This is a genomic window from Vibrio sp. Evd11 (assembly GCF_900382755.1).
In the GTDB taxonomy this organism is placed as follows: domain Bacteria; phylum Pseudomonadota; class Gammaproteobacteria; order Enterobacterales; family Vibrionaceae; genus Vibrio; species Vibrio lentus.
Genome location: NZ_OSDX01000058.1, coordinates 1 through 26192, shown reverse-complemented (window position 1 = coordinate 26192; position 26192 = coordinate 1). Strand labels below are relative to the sequence as shown.

General features: G+C 44.8%; 24 protein-coding genes and 1 pseudogene. 16 read left to right on the top strand and 9 right to left on the bottom strand.

What is annotated here, in order from left to right:
• The first annotated feature begins 243 nt into the window (after window positions 1-243).
• From ED652_RS19015 to ED652_RS18990, 6 genes are all read left to right on the top strand, one after another.
• The gene (locus ED652_RS19015; RefSeq protein WP_122055804.1) at window positions 244-639 is read left to right on the top strand and encodes a cytochrome c; all 396 of its coding nucleotides are present in this window, start codon (window positions 244-246) and stop codon (window positions 637-639) included.
• A gap of 15 nt (window positions 640-654) precedes the next feature.
• Window positions 655-2079, top strand: coding sequence for a cytochrome-c oxidase, cbb3-type subunit I (gene ccoN / locus ED652_RS19010; RefSeq protein ID WP_122055803.1), 1425 nt, complete (start codon window positions 655-657; stop codon window positions 2077-2079).
• A complete protein-coding gene (locus tag ED652_RS19005; protein WP_122055802.1) occupies window positions 2080-2694 on the top strand; it encodes a cbb3-type cytochrome c oxidase subunit II in 615 nt (204 codons plus the stop codon).
• On the top strand, window positions 2691-4847 hold the full coding sequence (locus ED652_RS19000; protein WP_122055801.1) for a cytochrome c: 2157 nt from the start codon (window positions 2691-2693) through the stop codon (window positions 4845-4847). The genes ED652_RS19005 and ED652_RS19000 overlap by 4 nt, the downstream gene beginning before the upstream one ends.
• Window positions 4848-5143: 296 nt before the next feature.
• Window positions 5144-5368 (top strand): PAS factor family protein, encoded by a 225-nt coding sequence (locus ED652_RS18995; protein ID WP_017111922.1) that lies wholly within the window; start codon window positions 5144-5146, stop codon window positions 5366-5368.
• A gap of 297 nt (window positions 5369-5665) precedes the next feature.
• The gene (locus ED652_RS18990) at window positions 5666-5848 is read left to right on the top strand and encodes a hypothetical protein (protein WP_004730424.1); all 183 of its coding nucleotides are present in this window, start codon (window positions 5666-5668) and stop codon (window positions 5846-5848) included.
• Window positions 5849-6045: 197 nt separating this feature from the next.
• On the opposite strand, the gene ED652_RS18985 is transcribed toward ED652_RS18990, so the two are convergent.
• The 7 genes from ED652_RS18985 to ED652_RS18950 all read right to left on the bottom strand — a co-directional run bounded on the left by ED652_RS18985 (window position 6046) and on the right by ED652_RS18950 (window position 15662).
• Window positions 6046-7338, bottom strand: a complete 1293-nt coding sequence (locus tag ED652_RS18985; RefSeq protein ID WP_122055800.1) for an alpha/beta fold hydrolase — start codon at window positions 7336-7338, stop codon at window positions 6046-6048.
• A gap of 387 nt (window positions 7339-7725) precedes the next feature.
• Entirely contained in the window at window positions 7726-8463 is a 738-nt protein-coding gene (locus ED652_RS18980) for a DUF3726 domain-containing protein (protein WP_122055799.1), read from the bottom strand.
• Complete coding sequence (locus tag ED652_RS18975; protein WP_122055798.1) at window positions 8460-10262, bottom strand: hypothetical protein; 1803 nt, start codon at window positions 10260-10262, stop codon at window positions 8460-8462. Before ED652_RS18975 ends, ED652_RS18980 begins: the two co-directional genes overlap by 4 nt.
• Before the next feature lie 290 nt (window positions 10263-10552).
• Window positions 10553-12160 carry a BCCT family transporter gene (locus tag ED652_RS18970; protein ID WP_122055797.1) on the bottom strand — a complete coding sequence of 536 codons (1608 nt, stop codon included), beginning with the start codon at window positions 12158-12160 and terminating at the stop codon, window positions 10553-10555.
• A 231-nt stretch (window positions 12161-12391) separates the two neighbouring features.
• Window positions 12392-13387: a membrane dipeptidase gene (locus ED652_RS18960; protein ID WP_122055796.1), complete on the bottom strand. Its 996-nt coding sequence runs from the start codon at window positions 13385-13387 to the stop codon at window positions 12392-12394.
• Window positions 13388-13597: 210 nt separating this feature from the next.
• The gene (locus ED652_RS18955; RefSeq protein WP_174214640.1) at window positions 13598-15058 is read right to left on the bottom strand and encodes an aldehyde dehydrogenase family protein; all 1461 of its coding nucleotides are present in this window, start codon (window positions 15056-15058) and stop codon (window positions 13598-13600) included.
• A gap of 205 nt (window positions 15059-15263) precedes the next feature.
• On the bottom strand, window positions 15264-15662 hold the full coding sequence (locus ED652_RS18950) for a RidA family protein (protein WP_004730412.1): 399 nt from the start codon (window positions 15660-15662) through the stop codon (window positions 15264-15266).
• 157 nt (window positions 15663-15819) lie between these two features.
• Between ED652_RS18950 and ED652_RS18945 the strand changes: the two genes are divergently transcribed.
• The 10 genes from ED652_RS18945 to ED652_RS18900 all read left to right on the top strand — a co-directional run bounded on the left by ED652_RS18945 (window position 15820) and on the right by ED652_RS18900 (window position 24411).
• Window positions 15820-16701, top strand: coding sequence for a LysR family transcriptional regulator (locus ED652_RS18945; RefSeq protein ID WP_122055794.1), 882 nt, complete (start codon window positions 15820-15822; stop codon window positions 16699-16701).
• 812 nt (window positions 16702-17513) lie between these two features.
• Window positions 17514-17915 (top strand): hypothetical protein, encoded by a 402-nt coding sequence (locus ED652_RS18940; RefSeq protein WP_004730409.1) that lies wholly within the window; start codon window positions 17514-17516, stop codon window positions 17913-17915.
• A 1-nt stretch (window position 17916) separates the two neighbouring features.
• Complete coding sequence (gene atpB / locus ED652_RS18935) at window positions 17917-18687, top strand: F0F1 ATP synthase subunit A (RefSeq protein WP_076657335.1); 771 nt, start codon at window positions 17917-17919, stop codon at window positions 18685-18687.
• A gap of 46 nt (window positions 18688-18733) precedes the next feature.
• Complete coding sequence (gene atpE, locus ED652_RS18930; RefSeq protein WP_004730405.1) at window positions 18734-18970, top strand: F0F1 ATP synthase subunit C; 237 nt, start codon at window positions 18734-18736, stop codon at window positions 18968-18970.
• 53 nt (window positions 18971-19023) lie between these two features.
• Window positions 19024-19494 carry a F0F1 ATP synthase subunit B gene (locus ED652_RS18925; RefSeq protein ID WP_004730401.1) on the top strand — a complete coding sequence of 157 codons (471 nt, stop codon included), beginning with the start codon at window positions 19024-19026 and terminating at the stop codon, window positions 19492-19494.
• A gap of 11 nt (window positions 19495-19505) precedes the next feature.
• A complete protein-coding gene (locus tag ED652_RS18920; protein WP_076673553.1) occupies window positions 19506-20057 on the top strand; it encodes a F0F1 ATP synthase subunit delta in 552 nt (183 codons plus the stop codon).
• Window positions 20058-20066: 9 nt separating this feature from the next.
• The gene (gene atpA / locus ED652_RS18915) at window positions 20067-21608 is read left to right on the top strand and encodes a F0F1 ATP synthase subunit alpha (RefSeq protein WP_108193329.1); all 1542 of its coding nucleotides are present in this window, start codon (window positions 20067-20069) and stop codon (window positions 21606-21608) included.
• A 47-nt stretch (window positions 21609-21655) separates the two neighbouring features.
• Window positions 21656-22525 (top strand): F0F1 ATP synthase subunit gamma, encoded by an 870-nt coding sequence (atpG, locus tag ED652_RS18910; RefSeq protein ID WP_122055793.1) that lies wholly within the window; start codon window positions 21656-21658, stop codon window positions 22523-22525.
• 42 nt (window positions 22526-22567) lie between these two features.
• Window positions 22568-23953 (top strand): F0F1 ATP synthase subunit beta, encoded by a 1386-nt coding sequence (atpD, locus tag ED652_RS18905; RefSeq protein WP_004730394.1) that lies wholly within the window; start codon window positions 22568-22570, stop codon window positions 23951-23953.
• 14 nt (window positions 23954-23967) lie between these two features.
• The gene (locus ED652_RS18900) at window positions 23968-24411 is read left to right on the top strand and encodes a F0F1 ATP synthase subunit epsilon (protein ID WP_004730391.1); all 444 of its coding nucleotides are present in this window, start codon (window positions 23968-23970) and stop codon (window positions 24409-24411) included.
• A 184-nt stretch (window positions 24412-24595) separates the two neighbouring features.
• Here the strand turns inward: ED652_RS18900 and ED652_RS18895 are convergent, their stop codons facing one another.
• A complete protein-coding gene (locus tag ED652_RS18895; RefSeq protein ID WP_122055792.1) occupies window positions 24596-25144 on the bottom strand; it encodes an RNA-binding S4 domain-containing protein in 549 nt (182 codons plus the stop codon).
• A 116-nt stretch (window positions 25145-25260) separates the two neighbouring features.
• Window positions 25261-26133: pseudogene (locus ED652_RS18890) on the bottom strand (ATP-binding cassette domain-containing protein); the annotation flags it as partial.
• Window positions 26134-26192: the final 59 nt, after the last annotated feature.

The window sequence follows — 26192 nt, the reverse complement described above, 5'->3', positions numbered from 1 at the left end:
TAGCCTCAAGGAACAATCACCACCGCCCTAGGCGGTGGTTTTGAGGAGCCAATAAAAACAGCTTTTTTGTGGTTAATAAGCAATCCAATTCCCGTGATGAATACGTAGTGACCGATAAAATTGAAAAAAAAAATGAGTAACTGAGTAGCGAGAACGCTTATGCATGCATAACCTTTACACCAAGGTGAGTGTTTTCTGAGGTTCATCAAGCACTCGCTCTTTTCTTCAATAAGGGAATACGTAATGAGATTAAATAAGCAAAAGTTTAACCCCATAACCGCACTTTCCATTCTGCTAATGACGGCTGTCATGAATCCAGTTTACGCAGAATCTAACGACGAGCAGTTCGAGTTAGGAAAACAAAAAGCCAAGGTGTGTATGACTTGTCATGGCGTTGATGGTATCTCAACTCAAGACCCCTACCCGAACCTTCGTGGTCAAAAAATAGGGTATCTCATTTCCTCACTGAAAGATTATCAGACAAGGGAAAGAACCAGTGGTTTGGCGATTCTCATGCAGCAACAAGCTGACACACTTTCAGATCAAGACATCCGAGATATCTCCTACTTCTATTCAATGCTCGGCAAGGATTCAAGTTCAGTTAACGACTCAAAAACAGACAGCAATTCAAAACTGTAGGCAAGGAGCCTTGTTATGGAACAAGTGACAACGCAGTACAGCATCAAGGTCGTGAGATACTTTATCATCGCCTCTTTAATCTGGGCGATTGTGGGTATGATCATCGGCGTGATCCTCGCCGCTCAATTGTATTGGCCTGTGCTCAATTTCGATTCTCAATATTTCCAATTTGGTCGTCTTCGCCCTCTGCATACCTCAGGCGTTATTTATGGGTTTGTGGTGAACATTTTAATGGGGACTTCACTCTATATTGCCCAACGAACTGGCCATTGCGAGCTGTTCAATAAAAGCCTGTCGTGGATGGTCTTTTGGGGGTGGCAACTTATTCTACTGTTCGCAGTCATCTCCTTGCCTGGGGGCCACACTAGCTCAAAAGAGTATGCGGAACTTGAATGGCCAATCGATTTAATGATTGTACTGGTGTGGGTGCTCTATGCAGTGTTGTTCTTTGGCACCCTAGCCAAGCGTAAGGTGAGCCACATCTTTGTGGCTAACTGGTTTTTCGCTGCTTTCATTATCGTTGTTGCCATGATTTTCATTGTGAACAATCTTGCGATGCCGGTCTCGGCCATGAAGTCCTACTCCGTATTCGCAGGTGCTCAAGATGCGATTGTTCAATGGTGGTGGGGACATAATGCCGTTGGTTTCTTACTGACCGCTGGTGTGATCGGTATGAATTACTATTTCATACCCAAAGCAGCGGACCGACCAATCTATTCGTACCGCTTGTCTGTGATCCATTTCTGGGGCTTGGTCGGCTTTTACACGTGGGCCGGAACGCACCACTTAGTCTACTCTTCCGTTCCCATCTGGATTCAGAACATCGGAATCGTGATGTCGTTGATATTGTGGCTCCCTTCCTGGGCGGGTGCTTTCAATAGCGCAATGACCCTTCTACAAAACAAAGAAAAGCTGAAGTCCGACTACATTCTTTTGTTCTTTTTCTCAGCGATTCTTTACTACTGCTTAGCAACATTCGAAGGCCCGCTACTTGCTATTCGCTGGTTCAACATGGTGGCACACAACACCGAATGGATAATCGGCCACGTACATTCCGCAGCACTCGGATGGGTGGGAATGTCAGGGATAGCGGTTTTTTACTACTTCATTCCGCGCTTGTGGGGCCGAACCGATCTTTGGTCACGACGACTGATTAAGTGGCACTTCTGGCTTGCTCATGCTGGCGTCGCCATTTATGCGATTGCGCTTTGGGTCGCGGGTATCGGTGAGGGTTATATGTGGCTCGCTCAAAATGAAAATGGCGAACTGATATACAGCTTTGTAGAGGCTATGGACTTTAAAGCACCTTGGTTGTTCTTACGATTCTTTGGTGGTGCGCTGTTTGTTCTGGGTTTATTCCTAATGGCATTTAACTTATTTAAAACCGTTCGTATGCCAGTAGTACTTAACGCAAAACACGCCGTTAATGAGGGGGCTTAAATGATGAGTAAAGACTTTACACATTCAATCGTCATTTTAATTTTGACCACTGTTGTCGTCGCTTCCTTCTCTCTGTTGGTTTGGGTCGTGCCTAGCATTGTCCGGGGAGACGACATTGCCAAAGGCAGCTTAGCGATGCCACTCACACCTCTTGAGTTGGCAGGACGAGACATTTACATCAGTGAAGGCTGTCATGTGTGTCACACACAAATGGTTCGCCCTCTAGAACCAGAAGTGAAACGTAATGGTCGCCCAAACAAAGAAGCAGACGACATCTATGAATTTCCTAACTTGTGGGGTTCTAAGCGCACGGGTCCGGACCTCACTAATTTAGGGAGAAAGTATTCTGACCGGTGGCATGCTATTCACTTAATTGACCCTCGAAAAGTCGTACCGACATCGATCATGCCCGCCTACCCTTGGTTATTTGAACAGACTCTGTCAGGCGACGACATAAGCGACAAAATGGAAATCCTCCGCATACTTGGCGTTCCTTATACTGACCAAGAAATAGGTGACGCCAGATTACAAGTAAGAGGAAAAACCAAAGGTGAAGCTCTGATCCGCTATCTACAAAGCCTTGGTAAAGATACGTCACAGGAGGTATCACAATGAGTGCATTTTGGAATCTATGGGCGGTAATTTTAACCTTAATCTTCTTCGTTCTTATGGTGTCTGTTATCGTTAAATATTGGCGTAGCAATCACCAAGCCGATCAAGACCACACCCTTGGCACTTTTGATGGCATTGAAGAAAAAGATGCGCCACCGCCAAAACTACTCTTTGTTAGCTATGCTATTGCCTTTCTATTGTCTGCTGGCTATTTGGTGCTCTACCCCGGGCTTGGTGAATGGGAAGGGTTAGTCGATTGGAAGCAAAGTGACGACAAACTCAGCTCACCCAGCACAACGTTAAACGAGCAATTCTCTCAAACAACGGAAACCACCCTCGAAGGATTGTCTGGCATACCCGAAATAGTAAACAGCGGACAAATCTTGTTCCAAACTCACTGCGCGGCTTGTCACCGCGACAACGCTCAAGGTCAGAAACACTTCCCTAACCTTATTGACCAAGAATGGCTATATGGTGGTAGTGATGAAGCGATCATTCATTCGATCGCCAAAGGGCGAAATGGCGCGATGCCGGGTTGGAGCGAGATAATGCGCCCCGATGAAGTGGCTAAGGTTTCTTACTACTTAGCTTCGCTCAATCAACGCCATACCGATGTTCCAGAAGTAAAAGTCAAAGTCGGCAAAGAGCTGTTTGCAAAATATTGTTCATCTTGTCACGCCGATGGTTCTATCGCGAATCCGGTGATCGGCGTCCCTGATCTTTCAGATGATATCTGGCTGCACGGAGGGAGTATTGAAGAGATACAACACACTATCAACAAAGGCTTGAACAACCTGATGCCTGCGTTTGATAAACAGCTTACGGAAAACGAGATACTCGCACTGGGTGCTTACATTCGACATGCGGGCTCAGCGCAGCAACAACGACTCGCGAACCTAAAAGCTCAGTCTGTTGAACGGGGTGAATACATCGCTTATGCCGGTGACTGTGTCGCGTGTCATAGTGCAGAAGGTGGCGAACCTTTTGCTGGCGGGCTTCCTTTTGTGACACCTTTTGGCACCGTCTATTCAACCAATATTACGCCCCACACAACAGAAGGTATTGGTACTTATGACTTTGATGATTTCCGAGACGCGTTAGTTGCAGGTAAAGGTAAGAATGGTTACCTGTACCCTGCAATGCCTTACACCTCTTATCAATACCTCACCGACCAAGACATGGTCGATTTGTGGGAATACATGCAGTCAATCACCGCGGTGCCTCGCCGCAATGACGACAACAGCATGATGTTCCCATCGAATATACGTCTAGGTCTGCTCGGGTGGAACATTGTGTTCATGGATACCGACCCGATTGACTATCAAGTGCCTGAAGAACTTAAATCGGAAGTCGAAAACGTTGAGAAATGGCAACAAGGGAAATATTGGGTTGCTGGTCTTGGACACTGCTCTGAGTGCCACACCCCGCGAAACATTGCTCAAGCTCTGATACCTGAACGTATTTTCCAAGGTAACTTGATTGACGGCTGGAATGCGCCCGATATCACGGCCAACGAGCTGTATGTCGATGGTTGGGATGAAGCGACACTGACCGATTTCTTACACACGGGTCACTCAGACAAAGGGACTGCCTTTGCCGGCATGGCTGACGTAGTGAAAAACAGCCTAAGTTTGATGACGCGTGAAGATATCGAGTCAATGTCCTATTACCTACTCAGTGGTGACATCAACAACACCATCAGCAGTGACGCGGTTCCGTTGCAACCTAAAGGGTTTGATGAAGACTCTTACGCGACTGACATTTACACCACGTATCGCCAGACATGTGGAGCCTGTCATGGAGACGATGGTAAAGGACGTGACCCTATCGCCCCTACTCTGTTGAATAACGGCATCATCATGCACAGTGACCCTTTCAACACCATCGCGGTAACCGTGCGGGGCCTACAACCCACCTATCTCGACAAAGACAGAAACTTCATGCCAATGGCAAGCTTTGAAGATGTGCTGTCGGATCAAAGGTTGGCTGAGTTGATCACCTTCGTGCGATTGCACCTTGGAGATAGAGAGGAACCAGTAACCGCAGAGCACGTTCGAGAGGTAAGAGAAACGCTTGAAGCTGCAGGTTACGCTGGAGGGTTACACACCACACCTGAAATGTACGAAAGTCGAGATAAGAACATCAACATACGTTAGTCGACAAACAGACCACGCAGGAGGCCAGATTCAGGCCTCCTGCTTTTTATTAATAGAGCAGTTTTTAAGAGAACGGTCTCCAATACAACTGTGTTTGAGTACAGACGAGCTTTGATACAACCGTGTTTTTGATATTCTAACCACACCCAATCTCGACACTTTACCCACCAAACGTTTTAACTAACTGATTACATAATAAAGTCAATTCACACATAATGAGATCGATATCCCAGAACAAAGATGTGACTAAGTGCATAATCTTCATTATTTTATAAAGATGTACTAAGGGACCGTCTATGGATACAACAACTCTCATCTACGATACATTGGAAGGGTTATCGAGCGCAGAACCTCAACAGCACGCTCAAATTCGCCAAAATCTATACAACCAATTAGATTTATCATTTGAGAAGCAGTTAGCCTTGTATTCAAATGTCCTAGGACCAGCCAGTGCAGGCCGTTTAACCGACCTTGAAAGTGCGGTCACTTCCGCATGTAAGATTGTTGGTTTGAAGAAATAACCAGCCTTGATACTCAGTATCTCTTTCTAAAAAATTAAAACGCTGCGAATCCGCAGCGTTTTTTATTTTCCCACCGCAAGTACTTCCATACATAGACCTAACTCCCAGCTTCTAATTTCTATCTGCTAGCAGCCAAACCGTATTGATAACGGTTCTCGATAAGTCCAATTCGCTCTGTTTTTCAAGTTACACGCATTCTCATTTGGTTAATCTTATGTTCCATTTTTAACAGGTGTGCAACCTCAACAATAGCGCTAATGTTAGTAGCACGTTAACCACACACCGGATGGAAGAATCATGAGAGTACTTATTGAATATACACAAACAGGCAAATATCGTGATCATGCGTGGGAAGCACTAACTATTCGTTCGAAAGGCGAAATTCAAGCTGTGACTCCCTCTTACGCGGCTCAACTTATCGAGCAGAACCGCGCCAGCTTATCGACTACTGAAAATCAAGATATCGTCATCCAACCATAATGAGTTTAGGAACTATCCCTCCCGGTTCTTAAACTCTCTGTTTTACTCGCTTTAGTAATCAATACGATACTGAGTAAAACAGAGTTTGATGACATAAAAAAAACGCTGCACGGATGCAGCGTTTTCTTGTTTCTAGCGTGTCTTATTTCTAATGTAGACAGCTTTAACGTAAACAGCTTCTAACATAAATCGTCTAATTATTTTGGCAGGTTCTCTAACGCTTCAACCATCGTCATTAATTTATCTACAATTCGTTCGCCATCGACTCTCAAGCCATTGTGTTCATACTCGTTAGTGATCCACGCTTTTGAGTTTGGAATGTTCGCCAGCGTTTCACGGCTGTAATCCAGCTCTACATACATGTCATCCGCGTAAACTGCGCATGCCATTGGAACCGTATTCTTATTCAGCTGCTCTGCGTTGTACAAAGAGCCCCAGTCCGACTTCTCGGCCAACATATTTGCCGCTTCACGTAATGGCTTAAGCGTTTCTAGTTGGTCGAACATCCATGGGTACACCATTTCTCCGGTAAACCAGAACTCGCTACCCGATTGGTAGTTAAAGTGTGGGTACTGCTCGCGTACTCGGTGTGCAGACCAGTTAGACGCTGCACCTTGGCAGTAGATCGATTCATGCAAAATCGCATAAATTGGGTTCGTTAGGTAGCCCTGCTCTTGCTGCATTTGATTTAAGAAGCTGTAGCTCAACTGCTTGTTTCCGTTCACTTCAACAAACGCACTCTCCAGTGTGAAGTACATAGGCAGGTTTGCTTCGCCGCCACCAAGATTAATGCCGATCAACTGGAACTGTTCAACGGTAAACATCTGACCGTTTGGCAGTCTCACATCATTGTTAAGCAGGTAATCAGAGATCTCACGACACATAGCTTGTGCTTGTGGGAATTGAGCAAAGAAGGCTCTGTTTTTGTCTTCTACACGCTTGTAAGTCGCACGATAAACATCGTCAGCTTCGCGTTCAATAGAAGGAATGCCGCCAGTCACATAACAACGCTGCAAGCTCTGTGGGAACAGCGACAAATAGCTCAGTGTACAGAAGCCACCAAAGCTTTGACCAATCGTCGACCATTGCTTAATACCAAACTGTTCACGAATCGCTTCAGCGTCACGAACGATGTTATCCGCTCTGAAATGCGTTAAGTACTCAACTTGTTGTTCTGGAGACAGATGGGCCAACGTTTCATGGCTGATCACCGTGCTGTTGCCTGTACCACGTTGGTCAAGAAGCAGAACACGATAGTTTTGTAATGCACGCTTTAGCCAACCTGATTGACCGCTCACTCGTGGAGATGGAAAGCCTGGGCCGCCCTGAAAATAGATCAGCCATGGCAGTTCTTGCGCATCTTTATCGAGATCAACTAGCTCACGTGCGAAGACTTGGATCTGTTGTCCATCTTTGGCTTGATAGTCGAGTGGCAACTCAAAAGAGTGCTGACGATACAGGGTGGTTCCATCAATAAAGTTAGCTTGCACGCTTCATTCCTTTTTATCTGATTCTAAAGTCATCGGTACGAATAAAAACGGCGCCCTTTGGCACCTTTCAGTTAGCAAGATACGCATAGTAGCTTGTAAATGAAACCGTTTGTTTAACATGAATGTGAAGGTGCTTCGTTTAATTGTTCAATTACCTCTCAACGGGTAACAACGTGTGTCGAAACAGTCAATTTAGAATAGGTAGATCCAGCGAGAGATCAAAAAAATGAGGTAAAGCAAACCCAAAGCGTGAGGCAAATAAAAAGAGCTTAACGAGGTGAGGATTCGTTAAGCTCTTTGGTTTTATCTGTGTTGATAAACTAACCAGATTACTCACTGTTAATCTATCGAACCTGTTAGTTCTAATGAACCTAATAAATCTAGCGACTACGAAGCCGTCAGTTCACCTGCACCTTGAGTCGAGCGTTCGCTGCTCTGAACTAGGATTGCTGTAGCGGTCTCTTTCAGTGCCGCCCACTCCCCATCATCAACCTCAATGCCATCTTTCCACGCTTTCTCTTGGGTTTTAAAAAGCGCTTCTGATTCAATGTGTGTTTGGTAGCCATCTGACAAACGTTCGATATCGAAATCCTGGACGGAAAGTTCGATGGTCATATTGTGGATATGTTCGTACGATGCCAGTGGCAAATCTGATAAAAACAGTTCTGGAGCAACGCAACCACGATTAAGAACATACAAAGTGCTCTTAGGGTTAGAGCCGTTATCCCAACGTGCCATGCACGCAATACCTTTCGCTGCCAGTTTTACAAGCTCGCTGTACGCCAACCAACGGTTGTGGCAGTTATTTAACTCAATTCTCAGCGTCTTTTTACCGACCATTTTTTCAATGGCGTAATCCATAACCACAGGAAGGTGACACGCTAAACTCGCCTTATGCAGGTCGACTTCAACCGTGTTATCGCTGCGTACTTGAATGTCTACAGGGCAATCGTCTTCTAGCCCCATAAAGTTGCTCGCATTGTTAAAATGACGAACACCATCCAAACCCACCATTTGTAAATCTGCCACCATGTTCGCTATCACATCGGCTTCACCACATGTACGACGCATACCCAAAAAGGCTTTATTAACGGCCGCTACCAATTCATTGTGAGAAACGATCATAACGATTTACCTCCATGTTGAGCGTTGATATGTGTAGTAGCTTTGTGTGAGTCAGCGAGCTCTGCTTCACTTGGTAATATTGGGAACACCCATTCGTCCTGATGAATTTCATCAAGCAGTGGCGCTCCTTGGAAAAACGTCACTCGTACCCAGCGATCTGAGCGAGGATCAAATTTAGTCGCACCAAACATCGCAAGCTTGCAACGCAGTAAGTGCATTGGTGGCGAATCTTGGTGCAGCACATTCATTTGAATGTCGCCCATTGCTTTGTTGCCTAGCGTCCACACACGGCGTGCAATCGCACGGTGTTGCGGCTGTTTAACAAGGAATTCAGCCAATGAAAGCTCAGGCGCGAATTGCAATAAAGCATGGTACAAACGATAAGCTTGACGGCCGATATCTAACGGCAGTTCACGCTCTTCACCCAACTCTTCGCCTCGCACACCAAGTCTTGGTTCTTCTTTGTCTTGAGAGCGATACCAGAACCAGTAGTTGTTTTCTGCTTTAGTAAAGTCGGTCGTGATCGCCCAACGGTACTTTTCTTCGAGTACAACAAGAAGGTCTTGAATCTTTTTGCCGCTAGGAAGCGACAGTGTTTCGCTGCAATTCATTTGCTCTTGATGGGCGTCCACTAATTCTGGGTACAATTCCATCAAGCATGAGATAAGGATTTCTTGGGCTTCCATACTCATTTGCTTAGATTGCTCAACGAACTGCGACCATGTATCACACTGGCTGACAGACGTTTCTAGCGATTGCTCTGTTTCTTTCAAATCTTCAACAGCGGCTTTGTTCAGCTCTTGCTGTGTTTCATTGATGGTAACGACTTGTTCTAAATGACAAATCGCTTTTTTAACTAATGTACGTAGTGGCTCGATCAACGCCGTATCAGTCTGACTCGCTAACACGTCAGCGAGTGCATGCTCACGGGTCGTCATCCACTGATCGACAATACTTGGGTGGTTGATCAGGTATGGCGCCATCCCTAAACCTGTCGCATTACCAACGCCTAGGTAACGTTGTAATCCACGATGCAAAGAAATCGCTTGTTCGCCGCCTTGTTGCTCTGCTAGGTAATGAACCCAGTCTAGGCTGAACTCACGCAGCATATACACCGCACACATTTGAGCGCTAAACGACTGATTGAAATCTTCATTTTTCTCTAAGATTTTAAAGTCAGCGATGCCAAATTTGCCATTACCATAAACGGCAGTGGTTCGCAGGATATAGCCTACTTCAGCCAGTTCTTTGGGCGTTGGTTGTATACCTTTAGCCAGGTGACTCACGATGTGTTCAAACACACGTACACTTTTATTTGCACGCGCTAAAACAAGCACATTGTTAGGATTACGGCCGGCTTCTTGAAGCGGTACATTCGCACGAAGTCTTTCAAGTAGGGTGACATCAACATCACCAAGAATAAGCGCAAACGTTACGTCCCACTTTTCAGCAATTACACGGTCATTTCGTTCGTCATCTGCAATTTCATCGCAAAAAACAACCAAATGATAAACATGGTTTGGCGTCGCTAGCTTATAGATAACATGACCAAAACCTCGAGCGTCAAGTTGCCACTCATGCTTAGTCACTTTCCATTCTTGCTGTGCCATTTTACGAATCAGAGTTCTCACAAAGCTAATGCGCGTTTGGTGCATAGCACCTAGCCTTTCCGGTGCCATGACGACGGTTGCGTGACGCAATGCTGATTCAGTGTAGGTAGAACGATGTGCATCCATTTTGCTCACCACCTTATAGTTATAGGATTTTGCTAGCCATTCAGAACCGATCGTTGCCATCATTCGAAGCATTCGTTGTTACAGTGTGTTGGTTAGCTTTCACGTTTTAATCGTTATCGGTGTTATTGGGGCAAGCGAGCTCGCCCCTTATTATTTGTCCTGACTAGATCGATTGACCTAAATGCTTTGCCGCCCGGTGTATCTTCACCAGTGCGGGTTTTCTGTTCCTTTCGGAATTTTTGCATCAGCCTTCTTTCAAAGGCTGATTTGTTTCTTATTTAATCAATTTCTTACAGTCTCTTTTTTACAGAGATCTTGTCTTACAGAGCCCTTTTCTTTAAAAAAACTGCTCTTTAAAGACCCTGCTCTTTTACCATCTTGATTGCGATTTGAGGCGCATTCCAAAGCGATGGTAGTAAGATTATGGAGACCGGTACTGCTGTGATAACGATGAACGATTGCAGCGCAGAGATTCCGCCTGAACCTAGGGAAATCAGAATTAACGCTGTTACCCCCATCATTACACCCCAGAAAGTACGTATAATTGCATTTGGCTCTGTCTCACCACTGACAACCACACTAATGGTGTAAGTCATAGAGTCACCTGTCGTCACGATAAAGATCGTGGTCAGAATCAAGAACAAGATAGAGGTAAGCATTGGCATTGGTAGTTGTTGAGTCACCGCCAGTAGAGCGCCCGGCAAGTTAAAACCTTCAAACGCTTTACTTACACTGCCTGGATCTGCAATTTCGAACGCAAGACCAGAACCGCCAACAATCGTGAACCAGAAACAAGTAACAAATGGTGCAATAAGGCTAATGGTTGATACCAATTGGCGAATACTACGACCGCGTGAAATACGAGCGATGAAGATTGCCATCATTGGGCCATAACCTAAAAACCAACCCCAGAAGAACACTGTCCACCAGCTCAACCAACCTTCGTCACCACGGTATGTTGCCATTGGGATGAAGTTATCAATCATGCTGCCTACACCTTGAATGTATCCATTAAAGATGAAGTTCGTTGGGCCAAAGATCAGGATGTAGACCATCAATCCCATTGCTAAAATTACGTTGTAACGGCTTAACATTTGCATCCCGCGGTTAAGACCACTTAATGCAGACAATGTGTAAAGCACGATAGCGAACAAGATGATGATCAGCTGAGTTGTGAAGCCATCTGGAATACCAAACAGTTCATTCAGAGCGTAGCTGACTTGCAAGCCTAAGAAGCCAATCGGACCGATAGTACCCGCCGCTACAGCGACAATACAACATGCATCAATCAGTGCGCCGGTATGGCCTTTCAGTGCTCTTTCACCCAAAACTGGGTAAAGCAAAATACGAGGTTTAAGAGGCAAACCTTTGTCGTAGTGAAGGTGCATAACCACGATAGACGTCAAGCTGCCCACGATTGCCCATGCTAGGAAACCCCAGTGCATGAATGATTGTGATAACGCATTCACCGCACCTTGTTGTGCATTTTCTTGTGCGCCATACAAAGGTGGAGGACTCACATAGTGCGCGATAGGCTCAGCTGCGGCCCAAAATACACCGCCACCTGCAAGTAGCGTACAGAAGATGATAGCCATCCAACGGAAGCCATCCATTTCAGGTTTAGCGATGCCGCCTAGGATAACCTTACCTGTTCGCCCTGCCGCCAGGCCAAGACCAATAAGAAAAGTCAGAAGAAGAAGCATTTGCCAATAAGGGCCGAATACTTTTACAGACCATGCAAAACCAGTGTTAACTATGGTCGATAAGAGCTCTCCGTCAAACAAAGCAAGCGCTACGAACAAAGCAATAAAGCCGCCGCTGTACCATAGTGCTGGATTGGTTAGCCCTAGTTTGTCTGAAGTAGATTCAGACTGGTTTGTGTTGCTTGTTTTATTACTTGCTGTGTGTGCTTGACCCGCATTTACGTTTGAAGATTTCACGCTATTGGTTAAATCAGACATACTCTGACTCCAGAGGTTTCTTTGCAGCTGTCATTTTCATGATGACCACAAGAGGTGTATTTAACACCTGCCCTATTGTTTTTTGTGTTGGGCAGGCTAATCCATGTTTGGGTTACCGCGTTGCGAAATAGACCGTTGTTCCTTTTGTATAGTTAAATTGGTTAAAGCAGCACGATTAAATGAACGTTGATTAGAAGGCTGCTAATTCGATGATGGCTTGTAAGAAAGCGCTTAACCCTTGCTTTGAGGCTCTAGGCCATCTTTCAAGAAGTCAAACCAGTTTTCTCCCAAGACTTGCCCAGCTTCAGACTCGCTGAAACCATGAAGTATCAATCCGTTATAAATATTTTCCATACCCGCACTACCACAGAACCAAGGCAACGCATCTGGCCAACCTGAGTTATTCGCAGAGCCTTCACCGTAGTCCATTGCTTTAGACCAACGGCCATTTCTCATCCATTCAAGAACGGCTTGAGGTTGGTTTAAGCATAGGTCACTACCAATACCTAGGTGTTCTACGCCAACCATGTCGGCAGTCATCGCCACCATTTGGCAGAAGTCTTCCAAAGTACATTGGCTGCCGTTTGGTAGGTGGAATGGGTATAAGCTGAATCCGATTAAGCCACCGCGTGCGGTTAGGGCTTTAATCACATCGTTTGATTTGTTTCGTAGTGCATCATGCGCAAACGTTGGGTTCGCGTGGCTGATACAAATAGGACGAGAAGACAAGTCAATCGCTTCAAGCGTTGAACGCTCGGCACTGTGAGACATATCGATGATCATGCCCACTCGGTTCATCTCTTCGATTGCTTGCTTACCAAAGCGCGTGATGCCTGTGTCGTTCTTTTCGTAGCAACCTGTCGCCAATAAGCTCTGGTTGTTGTACGTCAATTGCATGATCAAAAGACCTTGCTGACGCATTACTTCGATGAGACCAATCTCATCATCGATTGGAGAACAGTTTTGAGCACCTAGAAAAATGCCGACTTTGCCTGTCGCTTTTGCAGTTTCCACATCAGCCATTGAATGAATCGGCATGATAATGTCTGCGTTCTGCTCGAATCTTAAGTTCCATTCTGCAAAGCGAGATAAGGTTTCACGAGCTGTCTCGTGGTAAACCGCGGTAGCGTGAACTGCTGTAATGCCGCTCGCCTTTAGTGTTTGGAAATATTCTCTGTTCCAATTGCAGTATTGCAATCCATCTATAACAACCCGTTGCTGGTACATAACCACTCCTATTGAAAGCTCAGTGTTCTAGCTCGGTTTTGAAAACACGCTCAAATAACATGTTTTCAAAAATGGGTTAAATCACTTGTCTAAGTTCGTTTGCTGTTTTGGTTTGAATGTTGGCCTGACTCTGTGAATCAGGCCAATTCGATAGCTGGATAGCTTGGGACTTAATATCCTCAGCTATCCAATTCTTATATAGAAAGTTGATTAGTAAGGACGCTGGTAAGCTGTCTTCACGACTGTGTAGAACTCTTTCGCGTACTGACCTTGCTCACGAGGACCGAAGCTAGACTCTTTACGACCACCAAACGGTACGTGGTAATCCGTGCCTGCTGTTGGTAGGTTCACCATCACACAACCTGTTTGCGCTTCCTGCTTGAACATTGCGCTAGTACGTAGGCTTTGAGTAATGATGCCGCCCGTTAGACCAAAGCGAGTATCGTTGGTTGTCGCGATAGCTTCTTCTAGGTCAGCGACACGAATCACGCTTGCCATTGGTGCAAACACTTCTTCTTGGTTCACTTCCCAATCGTTCTTAGTATTCAAGAACAGCGTTGGAGACATGTAGAAGCCTTCGTGTTTCATGCTTAGGCGTTCGCCACCAAATGCGAGCTCACCGCCGCTTTGGCGTGCTTTCTCAACCCAACCTAGGTTTGCTTCAAGTTGGTTGCCGTCAACAACAGGGCCCATGAATACGCCGTCTTCTAGTGCGTGACCCACTTTCAGTTCGCTCATGCGTTTTATTAGTGCTTCAACGTATTGGTCATGAATGCCATCCATAACCACTAGACGAGAAGATGCTGTACATTTTTGACCTGCGCCAGAGAACGAACCTGCGATAGTCGCATCAACAGCTGTTTGGATATCAGCATCATCAGCAACCACAAGTGCGTTCTTACTGCCCATTTCTAGTTGGCAACGAACGAAGTTTGGCGCGGTAGCAGCCGCAACCTTACGACCCGTATCAACAGAACCAGTAAAGCTCACACCGTTCACTTCTTTAGAGTTGATCAGTGCATCACCTACTTTCGAACCGCTACCTAGCACAAGGTTGAACGTGCCTGCTGGCATGCCTTGACGGTGGATAATTTCAGTTAGCGCAACTGCACTTGCTGGTGTTAGGTTTGCTGGTTTCCAGATAACGCTGTTACCGAAAGCGAGCGCTGGAGCGATTTTCCAAGCTGCTGTTGCTGTCGGGAAGTTCCAAGGAGAGATGATGCCGATAACACCCACCGCTTCACGAGTCACTTCTACAGAAACGCCTGGGCGTACTGATTCTGCGTTGTCACCAATTTGACGAAGTACTTCTGCTGCGAAGTATTGGAAGAACTGACCTGCACGGTAAATTTCACCACGACCTTCAGCAAAAGGCTTACCTTCTTCACGAGAAAGCAACGTACCTAGCTCATCACAACGTGCAATCAGCTCATCACCAATTGCTTGAAGTACTGCTTGCTTGCGTTCAATCGGCGTTTTTTCCCACTCTGGTTGAGCGTGCTTTGCCGCTGAAATTGCCTGTTGAACTTGGTCAGCACTTGCTTGTGCGAAGTTACCGATGTTTTCAGAAATATCTGATGGATTAATGTTCGCTACGGTGCTTACACCCGCTTGCCATTCGCCGCCAATGTAAAGTGCGTTTTCTGCTTGAACATTCTGTAATTGAGTCATCATTCTGTCCTTGTAACGGTTAGGTTGCGTTTGAGCCTGGCAACCATTTGATTAATGAATAAAACGTTAATTTATATAAGAAATAACGTTTAAATCTTGCATCTAAAACTGAACCAAGACGCTTGTATCAATAAAGATCTTTACAGACTAATTTCTTAACAAACAAATAACTTTAATCCGCAAATTGCCTCAGTTCACAGTATCTTTATTCAGGTTGAGAGGCTGATGCGTAAACCACGAACTCGACCAGCATCTCTTCTCTTGCTAACCCTGCAACGACGACCGCAGCACGGTTTGGATAAGGTGCATTGAAGTATTCTCCGTATACGCTGTTTACCGTTTTTAGATATTCACGGTCTGTCACGTAAATCAGAACTTGCAGCACTGAATCCATAGATTCGCCTGCACACTCCAACGTATGAACAAGGTTGTTAAAAGTCTGACGCGTTTGCGCTTCAATACCGCCTTCTACTACTGCGCCAGTTTCATCAATTGGAATCTGCGCTGTGTATAGAGTGCCGTTATTAACGATTGCCCACTCTAGTGGTGCTTTTGAAGCAAAAAGCTCGGTTTTTACTGGGTGTTTTTTAGTTTGTGCGTTCACGATTTCATCCAACTTTGTAACAACTATGTTTCAAGATAGTTAAATACTGCACCTTGACGACTGATAAATCTAACGGTAAATTTTGTGCATTTGATAAATAAAATCTATCACCTTGCTAAAAGTAAGGTATAGCAAGGGCTAGAGAAGGATCAGTGCCATGAGTATTAAACTACAACAGTTAAAACATTTTGTTTTAGTGGTCGAAGAAGGTGGATTTAGAGCAGCATCTCACCGAGCAAATCGATCGCAAGCGGCACTTTCTACCTCAATAAAAGAGTTAGAAAAAATACTCGGTCAGCCACTGTTTGAAACAGGCAACAAATCAACACTGACACCTTTCGGAAATATATGCTTGCCAAAAATCATTCAATTCCTGAATGTTTACAAGGCATTAGACAACGACCTGCGCGCAGCCGCTGCAGGACAACAAGGAAGAGTTCGAATAGCAAGCGTGCCATCAGTAGCGGCAAAATTAATCCCTAGTGTTTTAGGGGCTTTTTGTGAACAGTACCCGAATGTTGAGGTAAGCTTGATTGATGATAACGCGGCGGGTGTAGAAGCAAGATTACTGTCTGGGGAGGTGGATGTTGCCCTCGGAAATAGCTCCCATTTAGAAGAAGAGAGCATCGATTTCACGCCATTACTCTCCGACCCTATTGGTGTGGTCTGCCTCAAGGACAACCCCATCGCCTCTCAACGAGAGGGAATAGAATGGCAAACTTTGTTAAAACAACCCTTCATTCGTAACGGGACTTGTACCCTACTTGACCCAACACCTGCACGAATGCTCAGCGAACAAGCATTGTATTCAGTAGAGAACATTACTTCGTTGTTTTCGGTGTTAGAGCTCGGGATAGGCGTGACTACGCTGCCTAAACTGGCTTTCCCAACCAATGAAACCCGCTTGGTGTGGATTCCGTTGATTGACCCGCCTTTACAGCGTCAAATCGGTATTTTCAGATTGTCTGATCGTACGATCTCGCCACAAGCGCAGGCTTTTCATGATTTATGCATTCAATATCTAAGTTATGAAGACTAATAGAGGGACATGATTGAGTTTGTTTGCTTAAAAAACGGTTGTTAGAGCAACACATCAAGAAACTCCAGCTCGAATATCCAGACTTTTGACCTTTCTATCTTGGGCTTAGTGCCCTAACCTTCAGATTTTTGCCCTATCTTCAGCTCCTTACATCCATGCGAGGAGCTGAATTTCATCCATCATATTCATCTTAAACGCCGATTTATCCGTTTCGAAACGCTTGAAAGACGTTAAGAATGAAGTAGTGACAAACTATTTTGAAAAATAATCACTTCCAGATAGAGAGCGCCGTATAGATAAATAACTCAATGCACGAAGGCTTTCATCGCTGACTAAAACTGGCTTTATCTACTTGTAGAATGGCACTCAATAATCAACTTATAAATGACGCTAAGTGTTTGAATATACGTAATTGATAAGATCGTAACTTGCCAAATTGACGTCTAAAATTTTCACACAAAAACGCCCCATTCCGCTGAAAATAAAGCATTTGAAATTTTCATGAATAAAGTTATTCAACTATTACTTTCATAAATGAAAAACACTCATTTCAAAAATGGAATTATTGATGTCGATTTTTGTCGTTTTGATCACATAATTTTAGGCGTAGTTTATATTTTGTCGGAACGATAGCGAATTAGTTTTTATCGTTTAATTTCGTCAGGAAATATAAAGCCAGAAAGATTATTTCTTTGTTAACAAGTAAAGGTTTATTAACAAGTCAAATTGCTATTAACAAGTAAGTGCTAGTAACAAAACATATTCAAACTGTGTTTTATATTAACTTACACTGTTAAATATAGGGTTTTATTATGAGGCTTAATGGGATAAGTAGCGACATCCTTGTTGCTGCTAAAAGAGTTGTTCTCTGCCAAATAGTATTAGCCGTCGGTGTAGTTTTATATGAAGTGTTTTTTGGTAATAAAGTAGATATGGAGTCTTCAGCTTTGGGTGTCGTAATCGCGATGTTACCACCGCTGTTTGGTTTTATATATGCAAGCCTAAAGGTGCACAAGAATCCTAATTATAGTTTACGTGACTTAATGCAAATGAGTCGTGTCGTGAAAATAACCTATACGTTCTTAATGTTTATCTTGGCATTCCAGTTTTTTAAATTGGACAACCCAGTAATATTATACGCGTACATTTTCACAATGATTGGGTACTTCTTAACACCATTTATTACTGCCTCTACAAGATCGGAGTACGTGTAGTATGGATCAAGTCACTACCGCTCACGAATACATAGAGCATCACTTAACCTTCTTAACTACAGGCGATGGTTTCTGGGCGTTCAACATTGACTCAATGTTGATATCTTGGATTACAGGTTTACTGTTCATTGGTGCGTTTCGATATGTGGTAACTCGCGGCACTAGCGGTGTTCCAGGTCGTTTTCAATGCTTTATCGAGCTTATCTTTGATTTCGTTAACAACCTAGTCAAAGAGATTTTTCAAGCGGAGGATAAATTAATAGGGCCACTGGCATTAACCACGTTTGTTTGGGTGTTGTTAATGAATGCAGTTGACCTATTACCTATAGATTTAATACCGGGGTTAACTCGTGTAATGGGTTTAGGACACTTTAGGGACCTACCGACAGCGGACGTAAACATCCCTATGTCGATGGCACTTGGTGTGTTTATTCTACTGTTAACTTATACGTTTAAAAATAAAGGTTTGAAAGGCTTTATCAAAGAGCTAACTACTCAGCCATTTGATAACCCTCTTTTATATCCTGTTAACCTAGTTCTTGAATTAATAACATTAATTTCAAAGCCAATATCACTAGGCTTACGATTATTCGGAAACATGTATGCAGGCGAGATGATCTTCATCCTTATCGCACTAATGCCTTGGTGGATGCAATGGGCACTCAGTGTTCCATGGGCCTTATTCCACATATTAATCGTATTCTTACAAGCATTTATATTTATGGTACTGACCGTTGTTTATTTAGCAATGGCAACAGAAGAACACCACTAATTAATAATTAAAAAATTAACTAACACATTATTTATCGGAGATACAAATGGATATCGTAAGCGCAGTTTTATATGTAGCGGGTGCATTACTGATCGGTTTAGGTGCGGCGGGTGCAGCATCTGGTATTGGTAACTTAGCAGGTAAATACCTTGAAGGTGTTGCTCGTCAACCAGACCTTACTCCAATGCTTCGTACTCAATTCTTCATCATGATGGGCCTTGTTGATGCTGTACCGATGATCGGTGTTGGTATCGGTCTATACATCATCTTTGCCGTGGCTTAATTAAAGCTTTGAAAAGATCGATTTGTAAATAATCAAGATTTAGTGAGGAAGGTATGAATTTAAATGCCAGCATGTTTGGTCAAGCAATCTCATTCGTGATTTTTGTTTGGCTATGCATGAAATATGTATGGCCCCCTCTCACCGCGATGTTAGACGAGCGCCAAAAAGAAATCGCTGATGGTTTACGCCACTCAGAGAATGCAGCGAAAGAGCTAGAACTAGCAAAATCAAATGGCGCACAACTCGTCGCAGATGCGAAAAAAAATGTGACCGAACTGATTGAGCAAGGCAAAAAACGCCGCAACGAAATCATCACATTAGCTCACCAAGAAGGTGAGCAAGAAAAAGCGCGCATCTTAGAACAAGGTAGAGCTGAGCTAGAAGGCGAACGTCAAAAGTTACGCCGTGAACTTCAGGCGGATATGGCAGACGCTGTTATTCAAAGTGCACAGAAATTGATTAGCAAAAACCTAGATTCTGAAACGAACCGAGCGTTAGTTGATCAAATGATAAGCGAACTCTAAACGGAGGCAATATGTCAGATTACACCAATATTGCTCATCCCTACGCTAAAGCATCGTTCGACTTTGCTTTAGGTGAAAACAAGTTACAAGAGTGGCACTCAATGCTGTCCATTCTTGTAACGGTAGCGGAAGAAGAAACGATCGCTAAGCAGATTTCATCAGCAGAAGGTGTTCACACACAGCAATCTGAAGAACTGGTCAATCTCATCATTCACGTTTGCCAAGGACTTGTTGATGACCATGTCATTAATCTCATTAAAGTCTTGGCTGAGAATGGCCGTCTTGCAGTGATCAGAGACTTGTTTAACTTGTTCAGCGACCTAAAGGACGAACATGAACGTGTAATCCCTGTCACTGTCACCAGTTCAGAATTGCTTACACAAGATCAAGTTACATCACTCACTGCTGCACTTGAGAAGAAATTAGAGCGTCAGGTTGAAATGGAACAGGTTATTGATAACTCGCTGGTTGGCGGGATCGTTATCAAGGCGGGTGAAACCGTCATCGATGGTTCTTTGAACACATCAATTAACCGATTAGCTCATCAACTTCACGCGAGATAGGTAACAATTATGCAATTAAATTCAAATGAAATCAGCGACCTGATTAAAGATCGCATCTCGAAATTTAATGTGAGCACCGAAGCTCGCAACGAAGGCACCATTGTATCGGTTCGTGACGGCATCATCACCATTAACGGCCTTGCGGATGTCATGCAGGGTGAGATGATCGAGCTTCCAGGTGGCAAGTACGCTCTTGCACTTAACCTTGACACGCACTCAGTCGGTGCCGTGGTTATGGGTCCCTACACTGACCTCTCTGAAGGTATGAAAGTGAAAGGTACAGGTCGTATCTTGGAAGTACCCGTAGGTAACGGACTGCTTGGCCGCGTAGTGAACACATTAGGCGAGCCCATCGATGGCAAAGGCCCAGTGAGTTGTGACCGACTCGACCCTGTAGAAGTGATTGCACCCGGCGTAATCGAGCGTAAGTCCGTCGATCAGCCAATTCAAACCGGCTATAAAGCCGTTGATACCATGGTGCCTATCGGTCGTGGTCAACGTGAACTTATCATCGGTGACCGTCAGACTGGTAAAACAGCGTTAGCTATCGATGCCATCATCAATCAGAAAGATTCTGGCATCAAATGTGTGTATGTGGCTATTGGCCAGAAAGCCTCCACTATCGCAAACGTGGTTCGTAAACTTGAAGACCACGATGCGCTTAAAAACACCATCGTCGTTGTAGCCTCAGCATCAGAATCAGCTGCGCTTCAATACCTTGCTCCTTATGCGGGTTGCACCATGGGTGAATACTTCCGTGACCGCGGTGAGGATGCACTGATCATCTATGATGACCTATCAAAACAAGCCGTCGCTTACCGTCAAATCTCATTGCTACTGAAACGCCCACCGGGTCGTGAAGCCTTCCCTGGCGACGTATTCTACCTCCACTCTCGCCTGCTAGAACGTGCAGCAAGAGTTAATGCTGAATACGTAGAGAAGTTCACAAACGGTGAAGTGAAAGGCCAAACCGGCTCATTGACGGCACTGCCTATCATTGAAACTCAAGCGGGTGACGTATCGGCGTTTGTACCAACCAACGTTATCTCAATCACCGATGGTCAGGTTTTCCTACAAACCCAGCTGTTTAACTCAGGCCTACGTCCTGCTGTTGACCCAGGTATCTCGGTATCTCGTGTGGGTGGTGCAGCTCAGTGCAAGATCATCAAGAAACTGTCTGGTGGTATTCGTACATCGTTAGCTCAATACCGTGAGTTAGCCGCATTTGCTCAGTTCTCTTCTGACTTAGACGACATGACGCGCAAACAGCTTGATCATGGTGAGCGTGTAACTGAATTAATGAAACAAAAGCAATACTCGCCTATGTCTGTCGCTGAGCAAGCAACGGTTATCTACGCAGCAGAAAAAGGTTATTTAGCTGACGTAGAATTGAACAAAATTGCGCGTTTTGAAGAAGAGTTGATTGCTTACGCGAAAGGTCAAAACCCAGAATTGTTCGACACCATCAACGCGAATGGTGACTACAACGACGAGATCGACAGTGCACTTGCAAAACTTCTAGGTGACTTTGTAGCGTTGAAAGCTTGGTAAACGCTCCGGTTTGTTGGCTGGAAATCAAAACAAATTAGGAGCAGATAATGGCAAATACTAAAGAAATTCGCACCAAGATAGGCAGTGTTAGTAACACTCAGAAAATCACCAGTGCAATGGAGATGGTTGCGGCAAGTAAGATGCGTAAAGTTCAAGACAATATGACGCTAACACGTCCATATGCCGAGAACATACGCAAAGTTATCTCTCATGTCGCATCAGGGTCGCTGGAATACCAGCACCCCTATCTTCAACAGCGTGAACCAAAACGTGTTGCTTACATCATTATTTCGTCCGATCGGGGCTTATGTGGTGGCTTGAACTCTAACCTGTTCAAGAAAGTGCTGGAAGAAATGGAACAGTGGCGTACCAAAGGTGTTGAGGTAGAAACCACCTTAATTGGTTCAAAAGCTATCTCATTTTTCCAACGCAGCGGCAATGTTATCGCGCAAACGTCAGGTCTTGGTGACGCACCTAAATTAGAAGACATCTTAGGTACAGTTAACGCGATGCTTGGGCATTACGACGACGAAAAAATCGACAGTTTGTATCTCGTGTATAACCAGTTCATCAACACCATGGTTCAAGAACCAACGACCTTGCAGTTGCTACCCCACCCTTCAGATTCTGAGGCCGATGGCGGTACGAAAAAAGCGCGTCGTTGGGACTATATCTATGAGCAAGCGCCAAGAGACATCCTCTCTGAGCTGTTACATCGATACATTGAATCGCAAGTTTATCAAGGCATCGTAGAGAGCATTGCCTGTGAACAAGCAGCCCGAATGGTAGCCATGAAAGCGGCGACCGATAACGCAGGCCAACTCATCGATGATTTGCAGTTGGTATACAACAAAGCGCGACAGGCTGCCATTACCCAAGAACTGAGTGAAATAGTCTCAGGTGCTCAAGCTGTCTAAGGGCAGAAAGAGTGGGTCAGAATAGAATTTGAGGATTTAGAGATGAGTGTTGGAAAAATAGTTAAAGTTATCGGCGCGGTGGTAGACGTCGAGTTCAGCGGCGGCAACAGCCCACGCGTTTATGATGCATTGAAAGTGACGAGCGAAGAAGCAAGCTCGCTCGTATTAGAAGTTCAACAACAGTTGGGTGGCAGTATCGTTCGTTGTATTGCAATGGGCACGTCAGATGGCTTGCGCCGCGGCCTCACTGTTGAAAACACCGGCTCTCCAATCACGGTCCCTGTGGGCGAAGAAACCTTAGGCCGTATCATGAACGTGCTTGGTCAGCCAATTGATGAATGTGGTGAAATCGGCCAGAAAGAAAGCTACGAAATTCACCGTGAAGCTCCTTCTTATGAAGAACAAGCAAACAGCACTGAGCTTCTAGAAACAGGCGTTAAGGTTATCGACCTTATCTGTCCGTTCGCTAAAGGTGGTAAAATTGGTCTGTTCGGTGGTGCGGGTGTTGGTAAAACCGTCAACATGATGGAGCTTATCAACAACATAGCCAAAGCTCACTCAGGTCTCTCTGTATTTACCGGTGTTGGTGAGCGTACTCGTGAGGGTAACGACTTCTACTACGAGATGAAAGAAGCTGGCGTACTAGACAAAGTTGCCATGGTTTACGGTCAAATGAACGAGCCACCGGGAAACCGTCTACGTGTGGCACTGACAGGCCTGACAATGGCTGAGCGCTTCCGTGACGAAGGTCGTGACGTACTGTTGTTCATTGATAACATCTACCGTTACACACTTGCGGGAACAGAAGTATCAGCACTGCTAGGTCGTATGCCATCAGCAGTAGGTTACCAACCAACGCTGGCTGAAGAGATGGGTGTGCTTCAAGAGCGTATCACTTCGACTAGACAAGGCTCTATCACGTCTATCCAAGCGGTATACGTACCTGCGGATGACTTGACTGACCCATCGCCAGCAACAACCTTTGCTCACTTAGATGCGACCGTTGTACTGTCTCGTAATATCGCTGCATTGGGCCTATACCCTGCGATTGATCCATTGGATTCGACCTCTCGCCAATTGGACCCGCTTGTGGTTGGCCAAGAGCACTACGATATTGCACAAAAAGTCCAAACAACGCTGCAACGCTACAAAGAGCTAAAAGACATCATCGCGATTCTTGGTATGGATGAGCTGTCTACTGAAGACAAACAGACCGTATCTCGCGCTCGTAAGATTGAACGTTTCTTAACTCAGCCTTACCACGTAGCCGAAGTGTTTACCGGTCAGAAAGGTGTATTTGTACCGCTAAGCGAAACACTAAGAGGCTTTAAAGGCCTGTTAGGCGGTGAATATGACGATATCCCAGAACAAGCATTCTTGTACTGTGGTTCTATCGACGAAGTGCTTAACAAAGCAAAATCACTCTAAGAGGCAGGTGCACCATGGCTATCGGAATTACAGATAATACATTTCAACTTAATATTGTAAGTGCGGAAGGTACGCTGTTTTCAGGTCCGGCGTATGCCCTAGCCGTTTCTGGCGCTGACGGTGAACTGGGGATCCGCCCTGGTCACTCCCCGCTTCTCAGTAAAATTAAGCCGGGCGTGACAGTGTTTGTCACAGATCCTAAATCAGAGGGGCAAGTGCTTTATGTCTCTGGCGGGATGCTAGAAGTTCAACCGGATGTGGTAACTGTGCTAGCCGATACTGCCTTGCACGGCCAAGATATTGACCGCGCTCGCGCAGAAGAAGCGAAATATGCAGCTCTAGAAAATATCAATAAGGGCAATGTAGACATCAACTTTGCACAAGCTCAGCTTGAACTAGCAAAAGCCGTTGCTCAGCTTCGCGCATCAGAACTGACGTCTTCTCGCACTCGACACTGAGAATAAGCGTTATTGGCCGTTAGCTGTGCTAGCAAACAAATACAAAAAAGGCTCACTAGATAGTGAGCCTTTTGATATCTGCGTAACGTAAAACCGAGGTCTAACGTTGCTTGATGTTCAAACGAATAGTTTTAAAAGATTCGTTTTAGAAAAGCAGTTTAGAGCTGTACTTTAGAACTATAGTTTAAAAGAATTCAATCGAGTTACGGCCGCTTTTGTCATCACGTTGTGGCTTAGGCGTATCCGCTTTCTTTTTCGGTTTGTTTTCTTTCTTCTTCTCTTTTTTCTCTTTCTTCGGTTCAGCCGTTGCGCTTAGCATTTCTGCTTTGCTTTTCTTAGATTCTTTCTTCTTAGAATCCTTTTTAGACGGACCTTTCTTCGCCTTGTTATCTTTTTTAGGCGCTTCTTTCTTTTTCGGCTTGTCTGATTCTTCTTGTACTGGCTGATCACATACCACTACATAGTATTCTTGGTTGAATTCAAAGAAGTCACCATCGTACATTTTACGACGTTTACGAGTTTCTAATTCACCATTTACCGCAACATAACCTTCAGAAATGATGTGCTTAGCTTCACCGCCACCACTCACTAGGTTAGCAATTTTAAACACTTTGTAGAGTTCGATTGGCTGAGACGATACATCAATACCAATTGCTTCGATCTCAATCTCTTCGCCTTCTTCTCCAAGCTCTTGGCCTTCGTAGTCAGCGTCTTCGTAATGTTCTTGGTCCATGGTGACCTCTACCTAAATATGTACTTCTGAAATATTGGGCGCAGTGTAATCTTAAAACAACCAAATGACCATGTTGAATTCACCGAGCACTCTTTTGTTCTCGTTACGCACCTACGTTATAACGTCCCACCAACATTCGAAAGACTAACAAGTTGCTTGGTGTATTCATGCTTGGGATTGCCGAATAAGGTTTCTGTGTCACCCTTCTCTATTACCTCGCCAGCTTTCATAACGATGGTGTAATGACACAGGGATTTCACAACATTCAAATCATGACTAATGAACAGGTACGTCAGACCATACTTTTCTTGAAGTGATTTCAACAGATCCAGCACCTGCGCTTGAACCGTTCTGTCGAGTGACGATGTTGGTTCATCGAGCAAGATAAACTCTGGCTTAAGGATCAGAGCACGAGCAATCGCAATACGCTGCCTTTGACCGCCCGAAAACTCATTCGGATATCGGTGACGAGTTTCAGGGTCTAGGTCGACCTCTTTCATTACGTCACAGATGCGTTGATCGAGTTCATTGTCATCCAATTGTTGATGCACTAACAAACCCTCACCAATCACTTGAGCGACTGACATTCTCGGGTTTAGCGCAGAAAACGGATCTTGAAAGACCACTTGCATACGGCTTCGAAACGGTAGCATCTGTTGTCGGTTTAAGCCTTGAATTTGTTCGTCAGCGTAGATAATTGAACCCTCACTCTCCACCAACTTCAATATCGCCATACCGGTTGTTGATTTACCAGAGCCACTCTCGCCAACTAAACCGATTGAGTGCCCCTTTTTCAAGCTGAACTCCATGTCGGTCACAGCTTTAACATGAGAAATGGTTCGCTTGAATAAGCCTCCCGTAATTGGGAACCAGACACGAAGTTGACTAACATCGAGCAGGGGTTTACTTTCCGGTGATACAGGAACAGGCAAACCTTTTGGATCAGAATTGATGAGCTTTTGAGTGTAAGGATGAGATGGTGCATTAAAGCAGGGTGAGATCGTGAGCGTTTTTTAATCAAAATTATGATCGATTTGACGATCACATT